The organism is Methanobacterium alkalithermotolerans (assembly GCF_018141185.1).
GTDB lineage: Archaea > Methanobacteriota > Methanobacteria > Methanobacteriales > Methanobacteriaceae > Methanobacterium_F > Methanobacterium_F alkalithermotolerans.
Genome location: NZ_CP058560.1, coordinates 1,301,779 through 1,325,555, shown reverse-complemented (window position 1 = coordinate 1,325,555; position 23,777 = coordinate 1,301,779). Strand labels below are relative to the sequence as shown.

The 23,777-nt window shown below is 41.4% G+C and carries 21 protein-coding genes; 9 read left to right on the top strand and 12 right to left on the bottom strand.

Annotated elements, in window-relative coordinates:
- Positions 1-20 precede the first annotated feature (20 nt).
- Together HYG87_RS06530 and HYG87_RS06525 are read left to right on the top strand one after the other, a co-directional pair.
- On the top strand, positions 21-2,456 hold the full coding sequence (locus HYG87_RS06530; protein ID WP_394357442.1) for a 4Fe-4S dicluster domain-containing protein: 2,436 nt from the start codon (positions 21-23) through the stop codon (positions 2,454-2,456).
- Between the two features lie 88 nt (positions 2,457-2,544).
- Complete coding sequence (locus HYG87_RS06525) at positions 2,545-2,946, top strand: 4Fe-4S dicluster domain-containing protein (RefSeq protein ID WP_211532392.1); 402 nt, start codon at positions 2,545-2,547, stop codon at positions 2,944-2,946.
- A 192-nt stretch (positions 2,947-3,138) separates the two neighbouring features.
- Here the strand turns inward: HYG87_RS06525 and HYG87_RS06520 are convergent, their stop codons facing one another.
- The 5 genes from HYG87_RS06520 to cfbB form a co-directional block, all read right to left on the bottom strand.
- Positions 3,139-3,969: a F420-dependent methylenetetrahydromethanopterin dehydrogenase gene (locus tag HYG87_RS06520; protein WP_211532391.1), complete on the bottom strand. Its 831-nt coding sequence runs from the start codon at positions 3,967-3,969 to the stop codon at positions 3,139-3,141.
- Between the two features lie 162 nt (positions 3,970-4,131).
- The gene (locus tag HYG87_RS06515) at positions 4,132-4,545 is read right to left on the bottom strand and encodes a C39 family peptidase (protein WP_211532390.1); all 414 of its coding nucleotides are present in this window, start codon (positions 4,543-4,545) and stop codon (positions 4,132-4,134) included.
- A 107-nt stretch (positions 4,546-4,652) separates the two neighbouring features.
- Complete coding sequence (locus tag HYG87_RS06510) at positions 4,653-5,723, bottom strand: hypothetical protein (protein ID WP_211532389.1); 1,071 nt, start codon at positions 5,721-5,723, stop codon at positions 4,653-4,655.
- The gene (locus tag HYG87_RS06505; RefSeq protein WP_211532388.1) at positions 5,720-6,880 is read right to left on the bottom strand and encodes an oligosaccharide repeat unit polymerase family protein; all 1,161 of its coding nucleotides are present in this window, start codon (positions 6,878-6,880) and stop codon (positions 5,720-5,722) included. Before HYG87_RS06505 ends, HYG87_RS06510 begins: the two co-directional genes overlap by 4 nt.
- Positions 6,881-6,921: 41 nt before the next feature.
- The gene (cfbB, locus tag HYG87_RS06500; protein WP_211532387.1) at positions 6,922-8,268 is read right to left on the bottom strand and encodes a Ni-sirohydrochlorin a,c-diamide synthase; all 1,347 of its coding nucleotides are present in this window, start codon (positions 8,266-8,268) and stop codon (positions 6,922-6,924) included.
- A gap of 124 nt (positions 8,269-8,392) precedes the next feature.
- Between cfbB and HYG87_RS06495 the strand changes: the two genes are divergently transcribed.
- Positions 8,393-9,508, top strand: coding sequence for a radical SAM protein (locus HYG87_RS06495; protein ID WP_211532386.1), 1,116 nt, complete (start codon positions 8,393-8,395; stop codon positions 9,506-9,508).
- Between the two features lie 7 nt (positions 9,509-9,515).
- Here the strand turns inward: HYG87_RS06495 and HYG87_RS06490 are convergent, their stop codons facing one another.
- From HYG87_RS06490 to HYG87_RS06475, 4 genes are all read right to left on the bottom strand, one after another.
- Positions 9,516-9,869, bottom strand: a complete 354-nt coding sequence (locus tag HYG87_RS06490) for a hypothetical protein (RefSeq protein WP_211532385.1) — start codon at positions 9,867-9,869, stop codon at positions 9,516-9,518.
- Complete coding sequence (locus tag HYG87_RS06485; RefSeq protein ID WP_211532384.1) at positions 9,869-10,642, bottom strand: ParA family protein; 774 nt, start codon at positions 10,640-10,642, stop codon at positions 9,869-9,871. Before HYG87_RS06485 ends, HYG87_RS06490 begins: the two co-directional genes overlap by 1 nt.
- 151 nt (positions 10,643-10,793) lie before the next feature.
- On the bottom strand, positions 10,794-12,626 hold the full coding sequence (locus HYG87_RS06480) for a threonine--tRNA ligase (protein WP_211532383.1): 1,833 nt from the start codon (positions 12,624-12,626) through the stop codon (positions 10,794-10,796).
- Between the two features lie 229 nt (positions 12,627-12,855).
- Entirely contained in the window at positions 12,856-13,644 is a 789-nt protein-coding gene (locus HYG87_RS06475; RefSeq protein ID WP_211532382.1) for a TrmB family transcriptional regulator, read from the bottom strand.
- 184 nt (positions 13,645-13,828) lie between these two features.
- Here HYG87_RS06475 and rd point away from each other — a divergent pair, with 184 nt between their 5' ends.
- From rd to HYG87_RS06465, 3 genes are all read left to right on the top strand, one after another.
- Positions 13,829-13,984: a rubredoxin gene (rd, locus tag HYG87_RS10990; RefSeq protein ID WP_249164818.1), complete on the top strand. Its 156-nt coding sequence runs from the start codon at positions 13,829-13,831 to the stop codon at positions 13,982-13,984.
- A gap of 96 nt (positions 13,985-14,080) precedes the next feature.
- The gene (hcp, locus tag HYG87_RS06470) at positions 14,081-15,391 is read left to right on the top strand and encodes a hydroxylamine reductase (protein WP_249164899.1); all 1,311 of its coding nucleotides are present in this window, start codon (positions 14,081-14,083) and stop codon (positions 15,389-15,391) included.
- Between the two features lie 75 nt (positions 15,392-15,466).
- Complete coding sequence (locus tag HYG87_RS06465; RefSeq protein ID WP_211532381.1) at positions 15,467-15,790, top strand: cupin domain-containing protein; 324 nt, start codon at positions 15,467-15,469, stop codon at positions 15,788-15,790.
- 27 nt (positions 15,791-15,817) lie between these two features.
- On the opposite strand, the gene HYG87_RS06460 is transcribed toward HYG87_RS06465, so the two are convergent.
- Positions 15,818-17,059, bottom strand: a complete 1,242-nt coding sequence (locus HYG87_RS06460) for an MgtC/SapB family protein (RefSeq protein ID WP_211532380.1) — start codon at positions 17,057-17,059, stop codon at positions 15,818-15,820.
- A gap of 184 nt (positions 17,060-17,243) precedes the next feature.
- Between HYG87_RS06460 and ilvD the strand changes: the two genes are divergently transcribed.
- From ilvD to argS, 3 genes are all read left to right on the top strand, one after another.
- Positions 17,244-18,899 (top strand): dihydroxy-acid dehydratase, encoded by a 1,656-nt coding sequence (ilvD, locus tag HYG87_RS06455; RefSeq protein ID WP_211532379.1) that lies wholly within the window; start codon positions 17,244-17,246, stop codon positions 18,897-18,899.
- A gap of 40 nt (positions 18,900-18,939) precedes the next feature.
- Positions 18,940-19,365, top strand: a complete 426-nt coding sequence (locus HYG87_RS06450; protein WP_211532378.1) for a signal peptidase I — start codon at positions 18,940-18,942, stop codon at positions 19,363-19,365.
- A gap of 93 nt (positions 19,366-19,458) precedes the next feature.
- Positions 19,459-21,177: an arginine--tRNA ligase gene (gene argS / locus HYG87_RS06445; protein WP_211532377.1), complete on the top strand. Its 1,719-nt coding sequence runs from the start codon at positions 19,459-19,461 to the stop codon at positions 21,175-21,177.
- Positions 21,178-21,270: 93 nt separating this feature from the next.
- Here the strand turns inward: argS and argF are convergent, their stop codons facing one another.
- Together argF and purD are read right to left on the bottom strand one after the other, a co-directional pair.
- The gene (argF, locus tag HYG87_RS06440; protein WP_211532376.1) at positions 21,271-22,173 is read right to left on the bottom strand and encodes an ornithine carbamoyltransferase; all 903 of its coding nucleotides are present in this window, start codon (positions 22,171-22,173) and stop codon (positions 21,271-21,273) included.
- 274 nt (positions 22,174-22,447) lie between these two features.
- Positions 22,448-23,761: a phosphoribosylamine--glycine ligase gene (purD, locus tag HYG87_RS06435; protein WP_211532375.1), complete on the bottom strand. Its 1,314-nt coding sequence runs from the start codon at positions 23,759-23,761 to the stop codon at positions 22,448-22,450.
- Positions 23,762-23,777: the final 16 nt, after the last annotated feature.

Here is a 23,777-nt window from a genome sequence, read left to right as displayed (position 1 = left end):
AATGATAGTATTTAAAGGTGATGTTTTTGCCCCCAAGTAACTATAAAGATGGCAGTTCATTTTCAGCTCGAGGGTTGAATGTGGATTTTGATGATATAGACTCTTATATAAAAGAAAAAAAAGAAGTGAGTAAGGCATATGCAAAAAGTATATCCTTAGATTATCCCAAATTACGAGAATGGGATTTTAAACTACTATCTCATTTTAAGCCGTTTTATGCACCCTTATGTGATATGTGCTGCATGTGTACCTATGGTAAATGTGATTTATCTGAAAATAAAAAAGGAGCCTGCGGTATAAACCTGGAAAAACAGCAGTCCCGTTTAGTGCTCCTCACATCATGTATAGGTGCCTCCACCCATGCTGCCCATGCCCGGGACATGGTGGACCGGTTACTGGAACATGACCCGGAAAGGGAATTAAAATACGATAGTTCCATTGATATCACCTCCCCCATCATTACCACCCTTACAGGAATAATTCCTCAAAACGCCTCTGACCTGGACCAGATTATGGCCTGTGTGGAAAAGGAATTAACCAACCTCATGGCCTCCGCCCATACCGGGCAGGAGGGAGATTACCTGGATTTTGAATCCAAAGCTCTTCATGCCGGTATGATAGATAATTTGAGCCTGGAAATAGCGGAAATCGCCCAGATTAATCTTTACGATTTGAATAAGGGACAGGAAGACACTCCCCTTTTAGAAATCGGTATGGGTGTTATTGACCGTGAAAAACCAGTTATACTGGCCATCGGCCACAGTATTGCTCCTGGTACGGAGATAATAGATTATGCTGAAAAAATGGAAATGGAAGAGGACCTGGAGATATGTGGACTCTGCTGCAGTGCCATTGAACTGGGACGTACTTCCGCCCGATCCAAAATAGTGGGGCCTATATCCCGGCAGCTCATGTTCATCAAATCCGGAGCACCGGATGTGGTGGTGCTGGATGAACAGTGTATCCGGGCAGATATATTCGAGTTATGTGCCGAAAACCACATCCCCATAATCGCCACCAGTGATAAATGCTCCCTGGGACTTCCAGATAAAACTGATGAAGCTCCTGCAGTGATTATCAATGAAATATTAAAAGGAGAGTTGCCAGGAGTGCTGATTAGGGATGTTAAAAAGGTGGGCCAGGTGGCAGTAGAACTCTCCCATCAGGTTAAAGAGTGCCGGAAAACCGCCCAGGAAATGAAAACCAGATCTCCAGAGGATCTGAAACTTACCCAGTCCAATGGACGCTGTTACATCTGCAGTTCCTGTGGCACTGACTGTGAGGGTGAAACCCTTTCCCTCACTGAACACTTTGCCGGGCAAGAGTGTGAAGATCCTCAAGCACTTATAGAAGAATGTATTGAATGTGGCCAATGTGATCGAGTATGTCCTGTTATGTTACCATTAACCCAGGCTATAAAGGATGCTAAAACAGATGATAAAGAATTAATGGCCAGTTTCTATGGTAAGTGTGTGGGTTGTGGTAAGTGCAGCGAAGAGTGCAGCCAGGATATGCCTATGGTGAATCTTATCCGCTGGGCAGCCCAGGATAAAATCGAAGCAGAAAAATTTTTGATACGTTCTGGAAGGGGCCCTATTCAGGATGTGGAAATACGCCGGGTGGGAGCACCCATCGTCTTCGGGGACATACCTGGAGTGCTGGCACTGGCAGGTTGTTCCAATTACAGTCAGGGTGAAAAGGAAGTAGCCCTTATTGCCGAAGAGTACTTGAAAAGAGGTTATATTGTGGTGGCAGCAGGATGTGCCGCCATGGATATTGCCCTGTATAAGGACGAAGACGGGGAAACCCTCTATGAAAAGTACAGTGATCGCTTTGATAAAGGTGGTCTTTTGAATCTGGGGCCCTGTGTGGCCAATGCCCATGCCATAGGCAGTGCCATTAAGATTGCCAATATCTTTGCCCGGGTACCTCTGGAGAAAAACTTCGTGGATATATCGGACTATATCCTCAACCGGATTGGTGTTTGTGTCATTGCCTGGGGGGCCATGTCCCAGAAGGCCTTTGCCATTGCCACCGGTGCCAACCGCTGGGGAATACCCACCATCATCGGTCCTCAGGCATCCAAATACCGCCGATTGTATCTGGGAAATGAGGAAGAACCCCGAACCATTAAAGATAAAAGGGATGGCAGTACGGTGGTTTCTGAACCTGCCCCGGTGCATCTGGCTTATTCGGCCGAGAGTATGAACGAATGTATGGTCATGACTGCCAAAATGTGCATAAGGCCCAATGACACCCCTAAGGGGCGGCTAATAAAGTTAACCAATTACGTGGATATTCACCAGAAGTACTATGGAATCTTGCCTTCGGATCTGGTGCATTACATCAGAGATGAAAAGGAGATACCCTTTAAATACAAAGATGAAATTTTAAACCAGTTAAAAGATGCAGGATGGGAGCCCCGGATGGCGGCTCAGGAACCATCCATACTTTAAAAATTTACCCGGGCCGGGTGTGCCACCCGGCCCTATCACCCCCAAAAAAAATGATATAGCCTCCAAAAAAAATAGGAGTTGATAAATTATGAACCCTCATATAGATCTTCTAGATCCTCTTAAATGTTCCAAATGTAATATATGTTCTGTTAGGTGTGCTGATACCCATGGTCAGAGCCGTATCAAAAAGGTGGATTCGGTACCTCATATCTGTATCCAGTGTGAAGATGCACCCTGTGAACAGGCCTGTAATGTGGGTGCCATCTATCTTCAGGATGGTATAGCCATCGTTGATCAGGATAAGTGTGTGGGCTGTAAAAAGTGTATAGATGCCTGTCCTCATAAGAGTCTTTATGTGGAAGATTTAATAGCCCGTAAATGTACTCTTTGTCTTGATGCTGATGTTTTAATACCGGCCTGTGTGGAGGCTTGTCCTAACAAGGCCCTGGTCATCAACTGTGATGAAGTAGAAGGAATGGAAAAAGAATAAAAGTCTATGCAGGCTTCCTGCATATATATTTTTTTAAGGGATTTTTTAGTAAATTTAAAACTGTTTTCCATTTAAAAAAGTCTTAAAATAAATAGCTATTTTTTTAAAGTCAAAACTAACTAAAATCAGGATTAATTCTAAATTAAAAAACAAAAAGTAAGCAGTCCCTCAAGGGACCACTTGTTATTTAATTTATTGTGGTTTAGACATTAAGTCTGCTTTGGACATGGTCTGTCCGTCTCCACCGTGTGGGGTTCGAACGACAGTGTCATTAGCTTTTTCGATTTCTCGAGCTTCTTCAGCTAATTTTGCAGCAACGGTAATCATTTCGTGAGCAGATGCTACAATAGGTATGTATTTTTCAGCATCTCGCACCATGAAACATCCTTCTACATCAATATCCGCTACTTTAGTAGCGATTTCGTAGGCAGCCATGGCTTTAGCTTTAGCATAAGGGCTGGCAAACTGGGCAGCTTCTACAGCTACGTCCCGGGAGATTACCACTTTAGGTAATTCGATTTCATTTCCAGCTTCAACAGCAGCAATTGCAGCGTTTATAGTATTTTGTACTACACGGTAAGCACCGGTTAAAGCTAATACTTTAATTACATCTGCATTGAAGGAAGCCATTTCAGTAGGATCCAGGAATTCTCTTCTAGCACCTATCATAGGGTCGGCTTTAACAATGATGTAACCTACACCCTGTTCTTCCATTTCGTCTTTGGATCGTAGTCCAGGAGCATCACCAATGATGATGGCTGGTACATCTGCAGCAGATAATAATTCTCTTGCTTTAGCAGGTCCTGGAGCACCAGGGTTAGGGCTTATGAATATGACAAAATCCCTATCCATTTCAAGCATTAATGGTACGGCTTTTTCAATCTCATCCGGGTTCATCTTGGCCCCGGAGCCCACTACACAAACATCTATATTAGGTCGGTCTGCTCTCTCATCCAGTAATAAGTCCAGGACAGGAGATGTACCGATATTACCACATTTAACTATACCAATTTTTACTACCATTATATCACCAAAAAATGTTAATACTCATATAATTAAGTACTTTTTGATTTAATTATTTTAATTAAGTTTTTATATGATGACCATTCCGGAACCGGCCTTATACATATTAACATAAAAGCCAGTTCTTTAGGTGAAATTCTTAAACCTTAAATAGTATTTGCGCTATTTAACCACCAGGGCATTACCACTATAAATCTGGATAAAGGTATCTTTATTGATTTCAATTTCCCCCAGGGAAGGGTCAGCTAAGAATACTTTATTCCGGCTTATTTTTCTAATCACGCTGTAATGAGCAGTGCCATTTATTTTAATAAAGACTATGTTATGGGGCTGGAGATTATCCAGTCCCAGACGCATACCTACCGCCTCTATGCCTTTTTTCCGGGCTGCCTGTATTAATCCATACATGCTGGTTCCACTCTCATCAGTCCCTGCCATCTTTGCAATTTCCATTTCTGTACAATCTATTCCCTGGGCCTTAATCACCGTAGCCAGTGCTGCTGGACCGCAATTATAAGTGGTGCTTTGTTTTACAATATTTTCTTTTAGTAGTTCCTCTAATTTAATACTAATCACCTCAAATAGTAATAATAAGAAATGGAGTAAACTACTATTTAATATTAATTATTCTAAAATTATTACAAAAATAAGGTAAAAGGAGCAGGTAATTAAAAAAATCTTTTTTATCTAAATTTAGAACGGGCCTTCCATATCTTATTAAAAGCAGCCCATCCTGATTTAGAAGTGTCTTCACTCTTAAAATTATAAAGTAGATTAATAAATTTATCTATAGCTACTTCTGCATCTTTAACCAGATTTTTTGATTGAGGTTTATTAAGAGTAGATAAAGCAGAAGGAATATCCTCTATATCCACCACCGGAATCCCCAGATCCCGGGCCAGGTCCACGCTGGAGTGTTCATGATGGAAACCTTTTATTTTGATAGAGGGAACCTCCAAAACTCCTGCTTCCAGGGTGATGCCCATACCCGCCCCGTATACCATGGCCTGGCAGGACCCCATAAGGGAGGGCAAATCCACAAAACCATCCACCACCTTGATTAATGAGGATTGAACCATTTTCCTTACCTGTAGAGAATTAAAGCGAAAGGGAACAATTAATACTGGCTTTTCTAATAATTCCATGGTTTTTATAAGCCCGGGGATATCACTTCCTTTTAAATCCCCTCCCAGGGCAAGTAAGATAAAATCATCCATCTGGTAAGTATTTTTAACATCTTGTGGATGTTTTAAAGTCATCTGATTTATGTAAGAAGCCAGAGGGTATCCTCCAATATTTTCAATATTTTTAAGAAGGTAGTTATCTTCCAGATATTTTTTATACCTACTGGAAGGAGCTGTAATCTGCCCTGCAAAGGCAATCATTTCTATAGGATTGTATATATCCTGTTCCAGGTGCAAAACCGGAATTCTTAAAATATTAGCAGCAGATATTCCCTTTCTAACATCCCCGGCATTACCACAACTTAAAAGAAGGTCAATATTTTTCCCTTTTAAGGCCTTTACCGCCTTTAAAGTGTCCCCGGCCACCAGATATGCAATATGGGTCCGGGATCTTTTTTGAAGGGGATTACCCCGGCTGCTTCCTATAGGATAGATATGACTGCAAAACGGCTTTAAAATATCAGCTGCCCCGGGACCATGACTTAAACCCAGGCATTCGGCTTCCAGTTTTTCTAAAATAGGGGCCAGGGTCCGTGCTGGTGCAGCTTCAGCTGCCACTGCTATTTTCATAAATTATCACCAGAATTATTTAGAGAAAAATGGTCCTTGCAGGTATAACTAAGGTATATAATTAAACCCAGGGCCATTAAAAAGAATATCCATACCACTAAATCAGTAGGGCCGGTTTCAATCCATACCAGGGTCTGAGCCATCAGAATCCCGTAGAAGGCGGTGAAAATTCCTTTTTTATATATTTGTAGAGTATGCATAATTTTTAATATCCCCCCTAAAATAAACATCTGCAGGGCCAGGGCCATGTTCCCGGAGTCCAGTAAGGCCGGACCAAATATGGTGGAGGTGGTGGAGTGCCGGTAGCCCAGTACCACTTCCCCTACCAGGGCCCGGGGATCTGCAGCCTGAAAATATCCTGTAAGGGTGTAATAAAATAAAGACCATTGAGTTGATCCTTTAAGAGGTAAAAGCTGGTCAAATACACTTAAAGTATAACCTGCCCGGTAAACAAATAGTTCCAGAGGATTTAAGGCCCATTGTTGCCATTCAATTGATTGAACCGCCACATAGCCCACTACGAGGCCAGAGATTAATAAGACTACGGCAAATATCAGGATGTAGGTGGCCGGGAATTTACGGGTGTAGTAAAGGGTAATGAATGAAGATAATAAAATGACAATGGGGGTGGTACGGTAACCGGTTAGAGCAAAAAACAATATTCCCAGGCCCAGTAAAAGGTAATAAGATTTTTTAGGGTATGTGGCCAGTAAAATATTAATTCCCGGTAAAAATAAGACATACGATAATAGCCAAACTTTGGTTACGGAACTGGCCTTCAGGTATCCACTTAAAAGAGGAATGCCTCCTGAAGAATATATATTCCAGAACTGGAGAATTAAGCCTATTAAAACCACCAGGAGTAGTATCTTCTCACCCAGATAATGGTTAATGGTTAATTCTTTCGACTTTGCTAAAAACTCTTTAAATCCCTTTAATTTAAAGCCCTTATAAATAATAATAGGTATCAGAATACCCAGGAGATAGAACAGGGATCCATATAAAAAATAGAAGTAAACCTCATTAGAAGGTGATTCCAGGCCCCTGATCTGATAATGAAAGGCGATTAAGGCCAGTAAAAGGTATAGTGCTATTCCCACCAGGACCAGGTAAGGGGAGAATAGATCTATTTGCTTAAAAGTGGATTTTAGGTTCATTTAATCTCATCTATAATAATTATTTAGAGCCAGTATCTTATTTAAAGTTCAGCAGCATTTCGAGTGAAGTTAGAGGCAAATCCAGGGCAGGCCGCAGCATGAGTATGTACATAACTGGCCAGGGCATTTTTATCCATTAAACCATCTTTAGAATTAGTTATTCCCTTTCCCCTTAATATTTCAAAGGCAAATACCGGTTCATCTGATAGTTGGACCCGGGAATAGTGGAATTCATGCCCCCGGAACTCATCCCCCTTTTGGGTTATAATGTTGTCTTTCTGGGCCCGGGCTATAACATAGCTTAGTCCCTGTACCTGGGAGGTCATCTCCGCCGGGTAAGGGAACACTCCACACATTTTATGCTGGTTAATAGAATCCATGAGGTACATTAATCCCCCGCATTCGGCATAAATAGGCCGGTTTTCCTGGTGGAATTTTCCAATGGAATCCCGCATGGAATGGTTGGCCTCCAGTTCCCGGGAGAATATTTCAGGATATCCCCCTCCAATATAGATGGCATCCACATCAGGTAATTCCAAATCATGGTAAGGGCTAAAAGGCACCAGACAGGCATTATTATCCTGGAGTGATTCCAGGTTTTCCTGATAATAAAAGGTAAATATTTCATCCTGGGCTACTCCGATTTTAACTTTAGGTCCCTTTTCTTTTTTCCAGAGTTCCTCCTGGTGAGAGGGTATCTTGCCTGAGTTTTTCATAATGTCCTGGAGGGCATCCAGGTCTATATTCTCCTGCACCACCTGGCTCCATTTATCAATAAATATTTTCAAATTTTCCCTTTCCACCGCCGGTACCAGGCCCAGGTGCCTTTGTTCCACGGTTAAATCCGGACTGCGAGGGATACCCCCAATTACACTGGTTTGGGTAAGGGTTTCCACTGCTTCTTTGGCCTTTAGATAATGACGCTTATTTTTAACCTGATTTAAGATAACTCCTTCTATTTTAACAGAAGGATCCAGGGTCTTAAATCCCAGTACCACTGCTGCTGCACTTTTAACCAGGCTGCGAGCATTCATAATAAGAACTACCGGAGCATTGAGGGCTTTGGCAATGGATGCCGTATTTCCCACATCATCTATGGGACTGATTCCTTCATACAAACCCCGAACCCCTTCAATTATACCTGCTTTAGAGTTAGAAGATTTTAATCCCTGGGCGAATGCTTTTCTTATCTGTCCATCAGACATGAAAAAGGAATCCAGGTTTCTGGATGTATTTCCTGTGGCCAGGGTGTGATAGGTAGGATCAATGTAATCCGGGCCCACTTTAAAAGGTTGAATATTCATTTCTTCAGCTAATGCTTTCATTATTCCTGTGGAAATTGTGGTTTTCCCTACGGCACTTCCTGTACCGGCCAGCACTATTCTCATGATTAATAATCATAGCCCATTTTATTTAAGATTTGGTTCTTAAAAAAAATAAAATTCAGGAATAATACTTTTCACTTGCTCAAGGAAAAGCAGTTATAAGTCCAGTCAAATAAAATATTAATTAATGAATACCATGCACAAGATGCAGGTCCTTAGTGATTCTGCCCAGTACGACCTTTGCGATTATGTAAATCGCCACACCAGTTCTTCAGCTAATCTACCAGGAATATACCATAGTACCGTCAGTTCAGGATGTACAATACCCCTTTTTAAGGTTTTAATGACCAATAAGTGCTGTAATGATTGTAAATACTGTATCAATAACAGTAAAAGAAATTTCACCAGGATAGAGTTAACTCCCCGTGAGTTAACCCGGGTTTTTCTCCATTACTATCAAAAAAAATATGTGAATGGTTTATTTTTAAGTTCCGGGATTTCAGGAGATATAGATTCTTCCATGGAAAAGGTGGTGGAGGTAGCCCGATTACTCCGTCTGGAGCATGGATACCAGGACTACATCCATCTTAAGATTATTCCCGGAGCCTCCCGGGACATAATTAAAAGGGCTATGGGGCTGGCTGATAGGGTGAGTGTTAATATTGAAGCCGCCACCCCTTCCGGCCTGTCTGAAATTAGCTCCACCAAGGATTACCACACTGACATCATCCGGCGTTTGAAGTGGATACGGGCTATTCATAAAAAAAATCCGGAATGTGCCCCTTCAGGTGGAACCACCCAGCTAATTGTAGGAGCCAATGATGAAAGTGATGCCGATATTTTAAAAAGGGTGAAGTGGCTTTATGATAAGATGGATGTAAGAAGAAGTTATTTTAGTACCTTTCAACCCTTAGAAGAAACTCCTCTAGAAAAAAGGCCCCCTGGTAATCCCATTCGTTCTTCCAGACTTTATCAGGCCGATGCACTGTTAAATTCCTATAAATTTAAGGTGGATGAATTAATTTTCCAGGAAGATGGATTTTTGGATTCTACTTTAGACCCTAAATATGCTGCTGCTATAAATATGGATATTTTTCCAGTGGAAATTAATCAGGGACCTTATAGGGATTTAATCCGGGTACCGGGAATAGGGACCTTATCTGCCCGTAGAATAATCTCCATTAGAAAAAAACATCCCTTTAAAAAATTAGAAGAATTAAAAAAAATAGGAGTGGTGGTGCATCGGGCAGAGCCCTTTATAAAACTGGAAGGAAACTATCAGTCCTCCCTGGATAGTTTCTAAAGCTAAATTATTTGATATCAGAGAACATCTCCCATATTTCCGGATATTTCTCCTGGACTGCGTCTTCTATTAGTTTAGAGGCTTCTTTACTTATACTAAATTCGGGCCGGGTTTTTTTTAGGTAACGGAGCACCGCAGCTGATCGGGCAGACCATAAGGTTATCCTTGGATTTTTTTTAACTTCACTGGCCACCATCTTTAGATTTGACTCATCAGGACCAGGAGATATTTCTTTATCCTCTTTTTCTAATTTTTTTGGAGAAGATGGTGCTTCATTTTCTACTTTTTCCCTGGTTTTGGATTTAATCAAAGCCTCCAGGCCCAGCCCCAGGCCGGTGTTTTTAGATTTTTTCCGGGACATTATTCTTCCTCCAGTTTAAGGAGTTCCTGGGCCAGTTTCATATAGGAAATGGTACCACTGCTCTCGGAGTCATAGAGTATGCAGGGTTTTCCATAACTGGGGGCCTCAGCTAAACGTACATTACGGGGTATGGTGGTTTTAAATATGTACTCCCTCTCACCAAAGAAGTTTTTAACCTCCTGGTGAACATCTCGACCTAAACGGGTGCGGGAATCATAAAGTGTCATTAAAATACCTTTAATAGGAGATGGACTCTGCAATCGCTCTTCAATAAGATTCATAGTTTTAATTAAATCCGCCATTCCCTCCAGGGCATAATACTCAGCCTGTATGGGTATAATAACACTATCAGAGGCCACAAGAGCATTTAAGGTTAGTATGCCCAGGGAGGGAGGTACATCTATCAGTATGTAGTCAAAAAGTTCCTTAATTTCCTTTAATGTTTCCTCTAAAATGGAATGATACCCTATTTCTCTACTCAGTTCCACTTCTGCCCCGGAAAGGGCGATATTGCTGGGCAGGATATATAGTCCCTCCACCATGGTAGGGATTATAGCCTCTGAGGTGGCATCTTTCCGGCTTAGTACGGTGTATATGGTTTTTTCCAGGTCCGCTTTTTGAATACCAAAACCGGTGGTGGCATTACCCTGGGGATCCATGTCAATCACCAGTACCTTTTTATCTAAGAGGGCCAGGGCAGTGGATAGATTCACCGTAGTGGTAGTCTTACCACAGCCCCCCTTTTGATTTATTATTGAAATTATTTCTCCCATCTAAAAAATACCTCCCTGTAATCATTTATAAAATATATTTTAATTATAAGTTATAAGTTTTTTCTGATAACTTATAAGTTATAACTTAGAAGAGGAAAAATAGCAGAGTACTGTAGACCATAAATAAAAAAAAAGAAATTTAAAAAAAGAATCAAAATGCTATCCGTTGGGATAATAAAAGAGGAAGAGGTAAAGCCCGGAAAGGCATATTTTTAGTTTCCTCACGAACCATGGCCACCAAACCTTCCAGGTCGGTGGTCTTTTTTTCTTTAGTTTTACGAATATTTATGGTGAGGTTACCACTTTCTACTTCATTATCTCCAATAACTGCCACATAGGGAACCCATTCCTGGGCAGCATTCCTGATTTTTTTACCAACCCGTTCCCCCCGGTCATCCACATCCACCCTTATATTCTGATCTTTTAGTTTGCGGGCCACCTCCAGGGCAAAGTCCAGATGATTTTCAGTTACAGGTAACACCCGGATCTGGGTAGGTGAAAGCCACACGGGAAGCATGGGGGCTTTTTCATTCATTTCAATAGCCGTCTTCTCCAGTAAACTGCAAATTACCCGTTCAATACTACCGGTAGGGCTGCAATGAATAATTATAGGGTATCCTTCCTCTTCGTTTTCTTCCAGATAAGTGATACCGAATCTCTCCCCGCTTTCCACATCAATTTGTACAGTGGGATTTTCAATAGGTCTTCCCAGGTAGTCAATAGCAGCAAAATCCATTTTAGAAATCCAGTAATGTTTTCTCTCAGGTAATATCTCCATTAAGACCGGTTTACCAATCTTTCGGGCTGCCTGATGCATCCATTCCTGGTATTTGTCATAGAAATCCGCAGTGGCCCGGAATATAACTTCATAATTTACCTGTAAATCCACCCCGGTTTGCAGACACATATCAATCTGCCGGTCAAATTCCTCCAGAGATTGTTCCAGATCCCGGCATACCGTATGCAGATCCGGCATGGTGAACCCCCTTAGTCTTTTTAATCCTACCACTTCACCTTTTTTCTCCATACGAAAACTGTAAGTGGATAGTTCATAGATCCTGGCAGGAAGATTTTTCCAGGTTAAAAATGAATCAGATAAAACCCTGAAAGCGCCGAAACAACAGGCATAGCGTAACATTAACTCCTTCTTGTTATTTCCCATACGGTACTGCCTCTCCCCAAATTTCTCAGCATGCACCCGAATGGCGTCATCAGCCAGGTCATACATGATAGGGGTCTCCACCGGCATAGCCCCTTCTTCTGTAACCAGGAGATATACGTAGTCTGAGAGTAAATCCCGAATTAATCTACCCTTGGGATACCATCGGAGGTGTCCCACATCAGCTGAAGGCTCATAATCCGCCAAATCTTTCTCCCGCATGAGTTTTACATGAGGTGGCTCTTTTCCACTGGATTCCGTCTTTCCCAGCTCATACATGGTTAGTTTACGCAGCTCCTCATTTTCAAATTTGAAATCCTCAGGGGAGATGAGTTTACCTTCATCCAGGATGTACCATTGGGATTCTTCTTTTTCCCCTTCCTCTGGTTTTTGGGGAATTTTCTGAGTGGTGACGGTCCGGGATAATTCAGAAAGGGGATGACCCTTACAGGATACTTCAAAAGACTTGTACCATCCAAATGGTGCCCGGGCAACTTCATACCCCTTATTTTTTAATTCTTTTTCCATTTCCATTAATACTGATTTAGCAGTATCAGGAGAACTCAAAGAAGAACTTAAATGAGCATATGGATATATTACTATGTTTTCAGCTTTTATTTTACTAAAAACATCTTCTATTTCTTTTACCACATTTTGCACAATTTCCTGGGGTTTTTCCTCATCTTCTGCTTCTACCGCAGTAAAAACCACCAGGGAATCTGTGAAGTATCCTTCCTTTTGATCTTCTCTTAGTTCCTCAGCAATTCGGGTTTTATTTTTAGTTTGATACTTTAAATAATCAGAATGAATTAACAGTACGCGCATGCAATCACCTTAATAAAAATTTGATATGTAATGGTTATCCTTTGGAAATATGATTAAATCATATGTACTACTCTTTTAATTATAAATTATATGGTATAATATTATCCTGGTTTTTAAGTTTATTCCCCAAAATTTACAAACACCCTCAAGTTTGGGGCTGTGTCCATTTATCCTTGAGTTTTTGAAGTTCATAAATAATTAACTAAAAAAATAATCGTAAGTTATTTGGTTATCCCCGCCGGGGCATATCTTTTTTCCACATCTCCTCAAACACCTGAGCATAATTTTGGGCTATTTCCTTATACTGGTTCCATACCCCAATGGAACTAACCGGTACCACCTGGTTGTCTTCGGGAGAGAACTTGGAAAAGATTAACATCATTTCTTCTCCATCCCGTACAATCATCTTAACAAAAGGTATCTGATAGGTTCTAACTTCCGCCGATATCCCGGAGAGTTCCTGGGCCATATCCACCTTCTGGTGATCGAGCATGGTATAGGGAGCTGCCATTATTCGAGTTAAGACCCCTTTTTTAGCAGCCTGGTTAATTTTTTCTGTTAATAATTCTATTTCGCCTTTAAACATGAAGCCTGCCCTGATATTGATGTTTTGTTTAGCCCGGGCAATGATTTCCAGTTCCTTTTTTATAATCTTCTCTGGTCCATGTATGAGCCAGATGGGAGCAGGTAGCTGGGAAATCTGGCTTTCATATATGGCTGTTAGTTCCCTTTCTGCCTCCTCCATGTCTTCTAGTAGTCTTTTTTTATTTCTCTGAAATACTTCCAGGGGGGATACCACCGAATATTTTAAAGGTCTGCCTCTTTCAATTTCCACAAACCCTTTTTTGGCCATTTCTTTTAGTATATCATAAATTCGGGAGCGAGGCACCTTGGAGTGGAGGCTTATTTCAGTGGCAGTTCCAGAAATAAGAGAAGTTAGGGCCAGATAAGTCCTAGCCTGGTAGTCATTTAATCCCATTATCTGCAGTGCATTCCATGTTTTTTTATCTACCGACAATTATAATCACCTTTTAATCGTTGAAAGTTCCCCATTTTTAAATTTTAAATCTTTTCAAATCCATTATTTTTAGTAAAAATCTACCTTCCACTTATTTGTTTTATTTTATACTCTATTAGTGACAAAAATTATTTATAGTTTGCTGTTTACATGTTATAACAGGAAAAAATTGTGGAGGCATTTCATGAAATATAGATGCATTGTATGCGCATACATCTACAATCCCCAGGACGGGGATCCTGAGTCTGGAATTGAACCAGGTACGTCTTTTGAGGATTTACCTGATGATTGGGTTTGTCCCTTATGTTTCGTAGGGAAAGATCAGTTCGAACCATGCTAATAATTTAAAAATGAGATTAAAATGAAATTTTTAGATCGTATATTTGGCAAAAATCAAAGGGATGATAATAATCCTGAAGTAGATGGAGGAAATAATATGGAGAAAAAAGATGCTTTAGATATGTTCTGTTACCAGTGCTCCCAAACCGCCCGGGGTACAGGATGTACGGTACGAGGAGTTTGTGGAAAAGAACCCACTGTGGCCCGATTACAGGATAACCTGTTATTTGCCATGAAGGGAATATCTGCCTATCTCTACCATGCCCGGGAGCTGGGCTACACCGATGAAGAGGTGGATGCCTTTCTGGAGCGGGGTTTCTACTCTACCTTAACCAATGTTAATTTCGATCCGGGTCGATTTGTGGAAATGGCCTTAGAAGCAGGACACATGAATTTAAAAACCATGGCCTTACTTAAAAAAGCTCATATTGAAACCTATGGAGAACCAGAACCCACCGAAGTGCCTGTAGGGGCAGTTAAAGGTCCCGGGATTCTGGCCACCGGTCACAGTATGAAGGCTTTAGCTGAACTTTTAAAGCAAACCGAAGGTAAGGGCATAAATGTCTACACCCACTCTGAATTATTACCTGCCCATGGATATCCAGAACTTAAAAAATACAAACACCTGGTGGGTCAGCTGGGCGGGCCATGGTTTGATCAAAGACAAACCTTTTCCAGGTACCCGGTAGCCATACTGGGAACCAGTAACTGCGTACTCCTTCCACAGGATGAATACAAAGAAAGAATGTTCACCAGTGGTGTGGCCGAATTACCCGGAGTAGAACATATAGAAGACTATGACTTCACCCCGGTAATTGAAAAGGCACTGGAACTAGGGGATCTGGAAGAAGAACCTCGAGATACGGTTTTAACTACTGGATTTGGGGCCTCAACCATTTTATCCCTGGCGCCAAAAATCAAGGAACTGGTGGAAGATGGAAAAATTAAAAGATTCATCCTGGTGGGAGGCTGTGATTCCCCACTGGCCCAGGCCAAATACTACACTGAATTTGTGGAAAAACTGCCCGAAGATGTGGTGGTCCTCACCCTGGCCTGTGGTAAGTACCGATTCAATGAAATGGACTTAGGGGACATTGAAGGAGTACCTCGACTAATTGATGTGGGGCAATGCAATGACGCCATTGTAGCTGTGGATGTAGCGGTCGCTCTTACCGAACTATTTGGTGTGGAGTTAAATGAACTGCCACTCACCATCGTCTGCAGCTGGATGGAACAAAAAGCAGCAGCCATCTTATGGAGCCTGCTGGCCCTGGATATTAAGGGAATTTACCTGGGACCTATACTACCGGGATGGGCTAACGACGATATAATAAAAGTTCTGGTGGAAAACTACGACCTGCGCCCAATAGGAGATCCAGAAGAAGATATTAAACAAATTTTAGGGTAATAAACCACCCTAAATTTTATTTATTTTTCAGGTTAATATTTTATAAATCATGGGCATAATAATAACGGTGATTAGATGAAAGAAGACTTGAAATCTGTAGTAATTGGTGTTGAAGAATTAATTGACTATCAAGCAGGAGCTGTGGTTAGCCGGGAAATTATAAGAAAAGAAACCGGTACAGTTACCATTTTTGCCTTTGATAAAGGAGAGGGTTTGAGTGAACACACTGCTCCTTTTGATGCTATGGTACAGATTGTGGATGGAGAAGCAGAAATAACCATATCCGGTGAAAAGAATCTCCTTAAAAAAGGGGAGATGATTATCATGCCGGCAAATGAACCCCATGCCCTGCATGCTGTGGAAAAATATAAGATGATTTTGACCATGATACGGTCTTAAAATTATTAAAATTTATTTATTTTTGGATTAAATTAAAATAACCGCCACTATACCTGCGGTAACAATAGCTGCAAATAGGATCCCTACATTTCGGGCAAAATGGCGAGTTCCCAGTAATAGTGCAATGCCAAATTTAACCGCAGTATTGGATATGGTAGCCAGGGTTATAGCGGTGACTGCAGTATCTGAGGATAAAGTGGAACTCCGAGCTAAAAAAGCCATGCTGATGGTTATGGCATCCACATCAGCCACCCCGGAAATTATGCTGGCCAGATAAACACCCCTGCTACCCAGGTATATATTGGCAATTTTACTTAAAAATAAGATGGCGATAAATAAGGCTCCGAATATGAGGGCGGGTTTTAGGGTAAAGGGGTTATCCAGTTTGATTTTTGAATCAATTTCTTTAACTGCAGATCTGCGCCATACCAGCCACCCCAGTAAAATGCCCAGTACCCCCATTATAATCATTGGGGCAGCCAATGAAGGGGCCAGGTCAGGATTTATTATCAGTACTTCAAAAAAAACCCTTAAAAACATCATAGAACTGGCAACCACCGTGGCAAAAACACCGGCCCTTAAAAGATAAGGCGATTCTTTAACCCTGGCGGCCATGGCAGTTACCACCGCCGTGCTGGATACCAGTCCCCCTATAATTCCAGTAATCCCCAATCCCCGCTGAGGTCCCATAAAACGCATGGCTATATATCCGGCATAGCTGATACCTGAAATAAAAACTACCATTAGCCAGGCCTGGTAAGGATTAAAAACATCCCAGGGGCCCAGGGTTTCATTGGGAAGCAGGGGTAAAATAACAAAGGCGATGATTAAAAATTTCAGGGTATCAATCATTTCCTTTTCACTGATTTTTTGGGCCAGTTTATGTAAAACTGGTTTTAGTGCCAGTAAGGTGGTTACCAGAATAGAGAGTACTACTGAGATTGTGTATCCTTCCTCATAGTAGCATAAAGCCCCTAATATAAATGTTAATAATGCTGCCACCTCGGTGGTAAGACCCAAATCACCACTATCTTTTACCGTAAGCCAGTAGCCCAGGCCAATCAACACTGAAAGTGCCATAAACGAAGCCAGGATAAAATAAGGAAATAATTCTGAGAGATAGGCAGAAAGGATTCCCCAGAGTGCTATTAAAATAAAGGTTCTTACGCCTGCAAATTCTGTTTTAGTGGATTTTCTTTCCCTTTCAATTCCAATTAATGCCCCTATGGCCAGAGCAGTAACAATTTTTATAAAAAGGAGAGTATCCATGTTTAATTATATAAGTTTCAACTATTAAATAATATTCAAAAAGGATTATAAAAAGTAATATTAATTTCAAAGTAAAAAGTATTAAATATAAGATGGTGAGATAATAATCTGTAATGGATTTTAGTTATATCTACCATTACTGGAATCTCCAATTACATTATGATATCCAATTAGGGTGATTTTAATGAGAAGTGATAATATTAAAAAAGGACTACAAAGGGCCCCTCACCGATCCCTGCTAAGGGCCTGTGGTGTGGTTGATGAGGACATGGAAAAACCATTTATTGGAATAGCCAATAGTTTTACCGACATTGTTCCAGGACACATCCACCTTAGAGAACTGGCTGAAGCAGTTAAAGGAGGAATAGACCAGGCAGGAGGTGTTGCATTTGAATTCAACACCATGGCCATCTGTGATGGTATTGCCATGAACCATGCCGGGATGCGTTTTTCACTGGCCTCCCGGGAAATAATCGCCGATACGGTGGAGAGTATGGCCCAGGCCCATAGCCTGGATGGTCTGGTACTCTTACCTACCTGTGATAAAGTGGTGCCCGGGATGTTGATGGCTGCTGCCCGACTGGACATTCCCTGTATAGTGGTTACCGGAGGCCCCATGCTTCCCGGTAAATTCAAAGGAAAATCAGTGGATCTCATCAATGTTTACGAGGGAGTGGGTGCAGTAACAGCAGGTAAGATGAGTCTGGAAGAATTGGATGAACTGGAACGCTGTGCCTGTCCTGGAGCCGGATCATGTGCTGGTTTATTTACCGCCAACACCATGGCCTGTCTGACCGAAGGTCTGGGAATGAGTCTACCAGATTGTGCCACCACTCCCGCAGTGGATGCACAAAAAATGAGAATAGCCCGATCCTCTGGGGCCCGAATTGTGGAAATGATTGCTGAAGGACTCACCCCCTCAAAAATAATGAATCAAACTGCTTTTGAAAATGCCGTAGCCCTGGACATGGCCTTAGGTGGTTCCAGTAATACTGCACTGCATATACCGGCCATAGCCAGTGAACTGGAGGATAAGGGAGTAAAAGTGGATTTGTCCCTTTTTGATAAGATGAGTAAAAATATACCTCACCTCACCTCCATTAGTCCTGCAGGTGAGCATATGATTATCGACCTGCACCAGGCCGGAGGAATACCTGCAGTTTTAAAAGTGCTGGAGAGTAAACTGGATCTGGAAACCATTACCTGTACAGGTAAAACCCTCCATGAAAATATTAAAACGGCGAAAGTTAAAGACCAAAGTGTTATAAGGCCTTTAGATAATCCATTCCATAAAGAAGGAGGTATTGCAGTTTTAAAAGGTAACCTGGCACCTGATGGATCTGTAATAAAACAGGGTGCGGTTTCAGAAGATATGATGACCCATAGTGGACCAGCCCGGGTATTTGAATCAGAAGAAGAGTGCGTGGAATCCATATTTAAGGGAAAAATCAAAGAGGGAGACGTAATTGTTATCCGTTATGAAGGACCCCAGGGTGGTCCAGGAATGAGAGAGATGTTAAACCCCACCTCAGCCATCTCAGGAATGGGTATTGAATCAGTGGCCCTTATTACAGATGGCAGGTTTTCAGGAGGTACCCGGGGCCCATGCATCGGCCATGTTTCTCCTGAGGCCATGGCAGATGGACCTCTTGCTGCAGTTAGAGAGGGAGACATAATACATATAGATATCCCTGCCAGATTATTAGAAATAGAACTATCACCCCAGGAGATGGAACAAAGGATGGCATCCATCCAGAAACCTCAGCGGAAATTAAAAGGCTGGTTAGCAAGATACCAGAAACTGGCCACCTCCGCTGACAAAGGAGCTATTTTAAGATAAAATATTTATAAATCTTAGAAGTCCAAAAAAAGGTGAATCAATGAACATCAACCGGGAAATAATCATTTATATAGTTATAATAATGGTAGGTATAATTGCCGCCCAGCACATGAATGTAGTGGTATCCGGAAGTATGGAGCCTGTTTTCCACCGGGGAGACATCGTCATAATCCAGAAATCTAACTTCCTTGGAATCCAGGAGTTTGACCCTGCCCAACTTAATGTAGGGGAAATAGTGATTTATAATGCCACCTGGTTCCCTGAGCCAGTTATACACCGCATAATAGATGTAAGAACCGATGGAGAGGGGAGAAAATTTTATGTAACCCAGGGAGATAATAATCCCACTCCTGATCAGGGTCCGGTATATCCCGAACAGGTTAAATCCCGGGTGATAACTGTTGGTAATCAACCAATATTTTTGCCTAGAATTGGATACATTACCCTGTGGATTAGAGGATTGTAATCTAATCCACTTATTTATTATAAACTATTTTATTACTTGGTTTTATGATTATTTATTTTACAGTGATACTTTAAATTTTTATAAGGTGAAATTATGTATTCGGAAATAGAAAAGGAAGCCGTTAATGCTTTAAAAATGGCTCTGGAAAAATTACGATATCCTGTACCTTCTGAAATAAAAATGGAAGAACCTCCTAATCCTCAGATGGGAGATTTAGCATCTACCATATCATTTAGTCTGGCCAAAGAACTAAAAAAATCTCCTATGGAAATCACCAGTTCCCTGCTTCAGGCCCTGGAAGTTCCAGATTTATTCAAATCTGTGGAATCTAAAGGACCCTATATCAACTTTTTTGTTGATTATAAAAAATTTTCGCCTCTGCTTTTAGATGCCCTGGGTGAAGATTACGGGCGGTTACCTCCGGTGAATGAGAAAATAATATTAGAACATACCTCGGCTAACCCTAATGGACCACTACATATTGGACACATTCGGAATGCAATTATAGGAGACTCCCTGAAAAGAGTTCTACTTAAAGCTGGTTTTGAAGTGGAAACCCAGTATTATGTGAATGATATGGGACGGCAGATTGCCATGGTGGTATGGGGGCTTATAAATTTTGGTTTTGATCTTTCAAAATACAGCGAAAATGATAAAAAGGACCATCAAATTGGTAAATTATACTTTAAAGTTAATGAAGCCCTTAAAGAAAATCCAGACTTAAAAGAAGAGATAGATAACCTCATAAGGCGCTATGAAAATGGTGGGGAAGATGATCTAAACCTGGCCTTTGAAAGGGCGGTTGAAAATTGCCTGGAGGGAATGGAGATTACCTTAAACCAACTTAATGTCCATCACGACACCTTTGTATGGGAGGGAAAATTTGTAAGGGATGGTTCCGTTTCCCAGGTGGTGGAGAAATTAAAAGAAAGTGGTTATACCCGGGAAAATGAAGTCCTTTACCTGGATCTGGAGGAATTCGGACTGGAAAAAGAACTGGTACTGGCCCGATCAGATGGTACCTCCCTTTACTCCACCAGAGACCTGGCTTACCATCAGGAAAAATCAGAAGAAAGTGACCGGGTGGTAGATGTTTTAGGATCAGATCACAAACTGGCCATTGATCAAATAAAGATTGCCATGAATCTCCTGGATGGTAAAACCCCGGAAGTTATATTTTATGAATTTATAACTCTGCCAGAAGGTTCCATGTCCACCCGGCGCGGAGTCTTTATTTCAGTGGATGATTTAATGGAGGAAGCCACCAACCGGGCTTTGGTAGAAATAGAAAAAAGAAGATCTGATCTTGATGAAAAAGAGATACACAGAATTGCCCGACAAATTGGTATTGGGGCCATAAGATATTATATTGCCCGGCTCTCCCCGGAAAAACATATAGTATTCAAATGGGACGAAGCCCTGAGCTTTGAAAGGGGTTGTGCATCTATACAATATGCCCATGCTCGTTCCTGTAAATTACTGGAAAAATCAGGTAAATTTAAAGACAAAACCCTGAGGCTAGATATAAGTGAAATTGAAGCCGGCTGGGATATGGACGAAGTGGAATTGGAATTAATACGGACATTATCCCGGTTCCCTAAGCGTGTCCATGAATCTGCAAGCGCTCTCAGGGTACACAACCTGGCCCAGTATGCCCAGGATCTGGCCAGTGCCTTTAACAAATTTTACAAGGCCCTGCCTGTTATTGATTCACCTCATGAAAATGCCCGGCTAATGCTGGTGGATCGTTCCCGAATAACCCTCAGCAACTGTCTGGATTTATTGGGTATATCTGCCCCGGAATCCATGTAATATAAAAGGGCGTTAAGCCATATTTTTATTAAAAATTAAGTAAATTTAAGGGGATTAAAAAAAGATTTTTAAAAACCCTCTTTTTTTAAGAAATTACTTTAAAAAGGAATACAAAATCGCCTTTTGAGCATGCAATCGGTTTTCGGCCTGATCCCATACCACTGACTGGGGGCCGTCAATTACTTCTGCTGTGGTTTCTTGACCCCGAATGGCGGGAAGGCAGTGCATGAAAATAGCATCTTCTCTTGCCATGGACATCAATTCCTCATTAACCTGATATGGTTTAAAAGATTCGATCCGTTCTTTTATCTGGGATTCATCCCCCATACTCACCCAAACATCAGTATAAATCACATCGGCATCAGTTACTGCAGATGTTATATCCGGAGTTATCTCCAGATGGGCCCCTGATTCCAAAGCCATGCTGGTGGCTTTTTTTATTATTTCCGCCGGAGGTTCATAACCCACGGGACAGGCCACCGCCATATCCATCCCTAAAATAGCACAGATTAAAAGCAGAGAATTGCAAACATTGTTCCCATCTCCTGCAAAGACTATTTTACCCTTAAAATTTCCCTTATGTTCTTTGATGGTCTGCATGTCTGCCAGGGCCTGGCAGGGATGTTCCAGGTCAGTTAAGCCATTTATAACAGGCACAGTTGAATTTTTAGCTAATTCTATTACATCGGTGTGCTTACTGGCCCGGATCATTATTCCATCCACATAGCGACTCATGGCCCGGGCCGTATCTGAAATGGGCTCCCCTCTACCAATCTGCAAATCATCAGTGGACAGGTAGAGTCCGGTACCTCCTAGCTGATTCATCCCCACCTCGAAAGAAATTCGGGTACGGGTAGATGATTTCTCAAATATCATAGCCAGGGTCTTTCCCTGTAATGGATTTTCTTCCATCTGGTTTTTTTTAAATTTATCTGCTATTTCCAGTAACGGTGAAATCTGATGCCGAATATCGCAAATCGATAAAAGATGTTTCATTTAAATTCCATCTCCAAAAAATATTTATTGATATTGGTAAGTGAACATATAATCATTATCCTATCCAGAGTTGCTATGTGATTATGCAGTCCGAGGACAGAATTAAATAATTTTAATTCTCACCTTCATATTATAAAAGCGCTTTTTACTGTTTATATATCTTTATTTTTAATTTTTCATCGGATTTTAGAGTTTTTTTAAAATAAATCCGCCCCAATTTGAATTTTCATATTCATAGTGTGCATGAGGCTATAGTTTCAGATAATCCAAGGAATTAATTACCCCTTAAATGGTTCATGTGATCTATTCTTTTTTGTAAAAGAGCAGCAGTCCCCACATCTTTTCTATGGTAGAGATCTCCGGTGACATGGCGGGTGGCTTCCTCACAGATTTCTTCTGCTTCCTGGATGTTATCTCCCCGCCCCACCAGTGCCAGTGCCCGGGAAGAAGAGGTGTATATGGATTTATTTTCCTGGTTAACAGCAGCGTAATAGACTAAAGCCCCGGCCTTTTCAATTTCCTTTTCATTTACCTGGATTTTTTCCCCTGCTGCTTTAGTTTCCGGGTATCCTTGAGGTACGATGTATTTGCAAACCGTTGCTTTTCTTTCAAAATCCGCTTTACGTAGATTACCCTGAATGATGCCCTGGCAAATATCCACCATGCTAGTTTTTAAAAGAGGTAATACATTCATGGCCTCAGGATCTCCAAATCGAGCATTATATTCCACCAGTTTAGGTCCATCTTTACATAGCATGAACTGACCATACAAAATTCCCTTATAAGGACCAGCTTCCTCTTTTATAGCATTCACCGTGTGTTGCATAATCTTCACGGATTCATCATAATCTTTTTGAGATAAAAAGGGCAATAATCCATCTTTATCAGAATAAGACCCCATTCCACCAGTTATTGGTCCCTGGTCCCCTTCAAAGGCATGCGGGTGGTCCTGGGCTGCAGGCATAGGTATCACATGTTCCCCATCAGAAAAGGCCTGTACCGTGAATTCCTCTCCCACTAACTTCTCTTCAATAACCACCCGGGGGTGTCCTCCCATCCGGGTTTCCATGATGTGTTTGGCATATCCTTTTGCTTCCTGATTATCCTCCAGGTGTTCTCCCACTATTTTTACCCCTTTTCCACCGGTGAGTCCCACCGGCTTAACCACCACATCTTTATTAAATTCGTCCAGAAATAAGCTTAAATTATCATAATTATCAAATACCTGGTAGGCCACAGATCCAGGGATTTTATAATTCTCAAATAATCCCCTCATAAAGGCCTTATCTGTTTCTATTTTTGCTGCTTCCTGGCTGGGTCCCACACAACTTATACCCTCATTTTCAAGTACATTAACAATACCTTGTTCTAATGGAGATTCCGGACCAATTATGGCCATTTCCACCTTATTTTTAAGGGCGAAATTTTTAACCTGATCCATGTCGCTTTCACTGGCCACTTGAAATTGAGAAATACGGGCAATACCGGGATTTGTATTGCTCATAATTGAATAAATTTCCGCGTCTTCTTTTAAAGATTCACAAATAGCATGTTCCCTGGCTCCAGTACCAACCACTAATATTTTCATTTAATTCCTCCCGCAA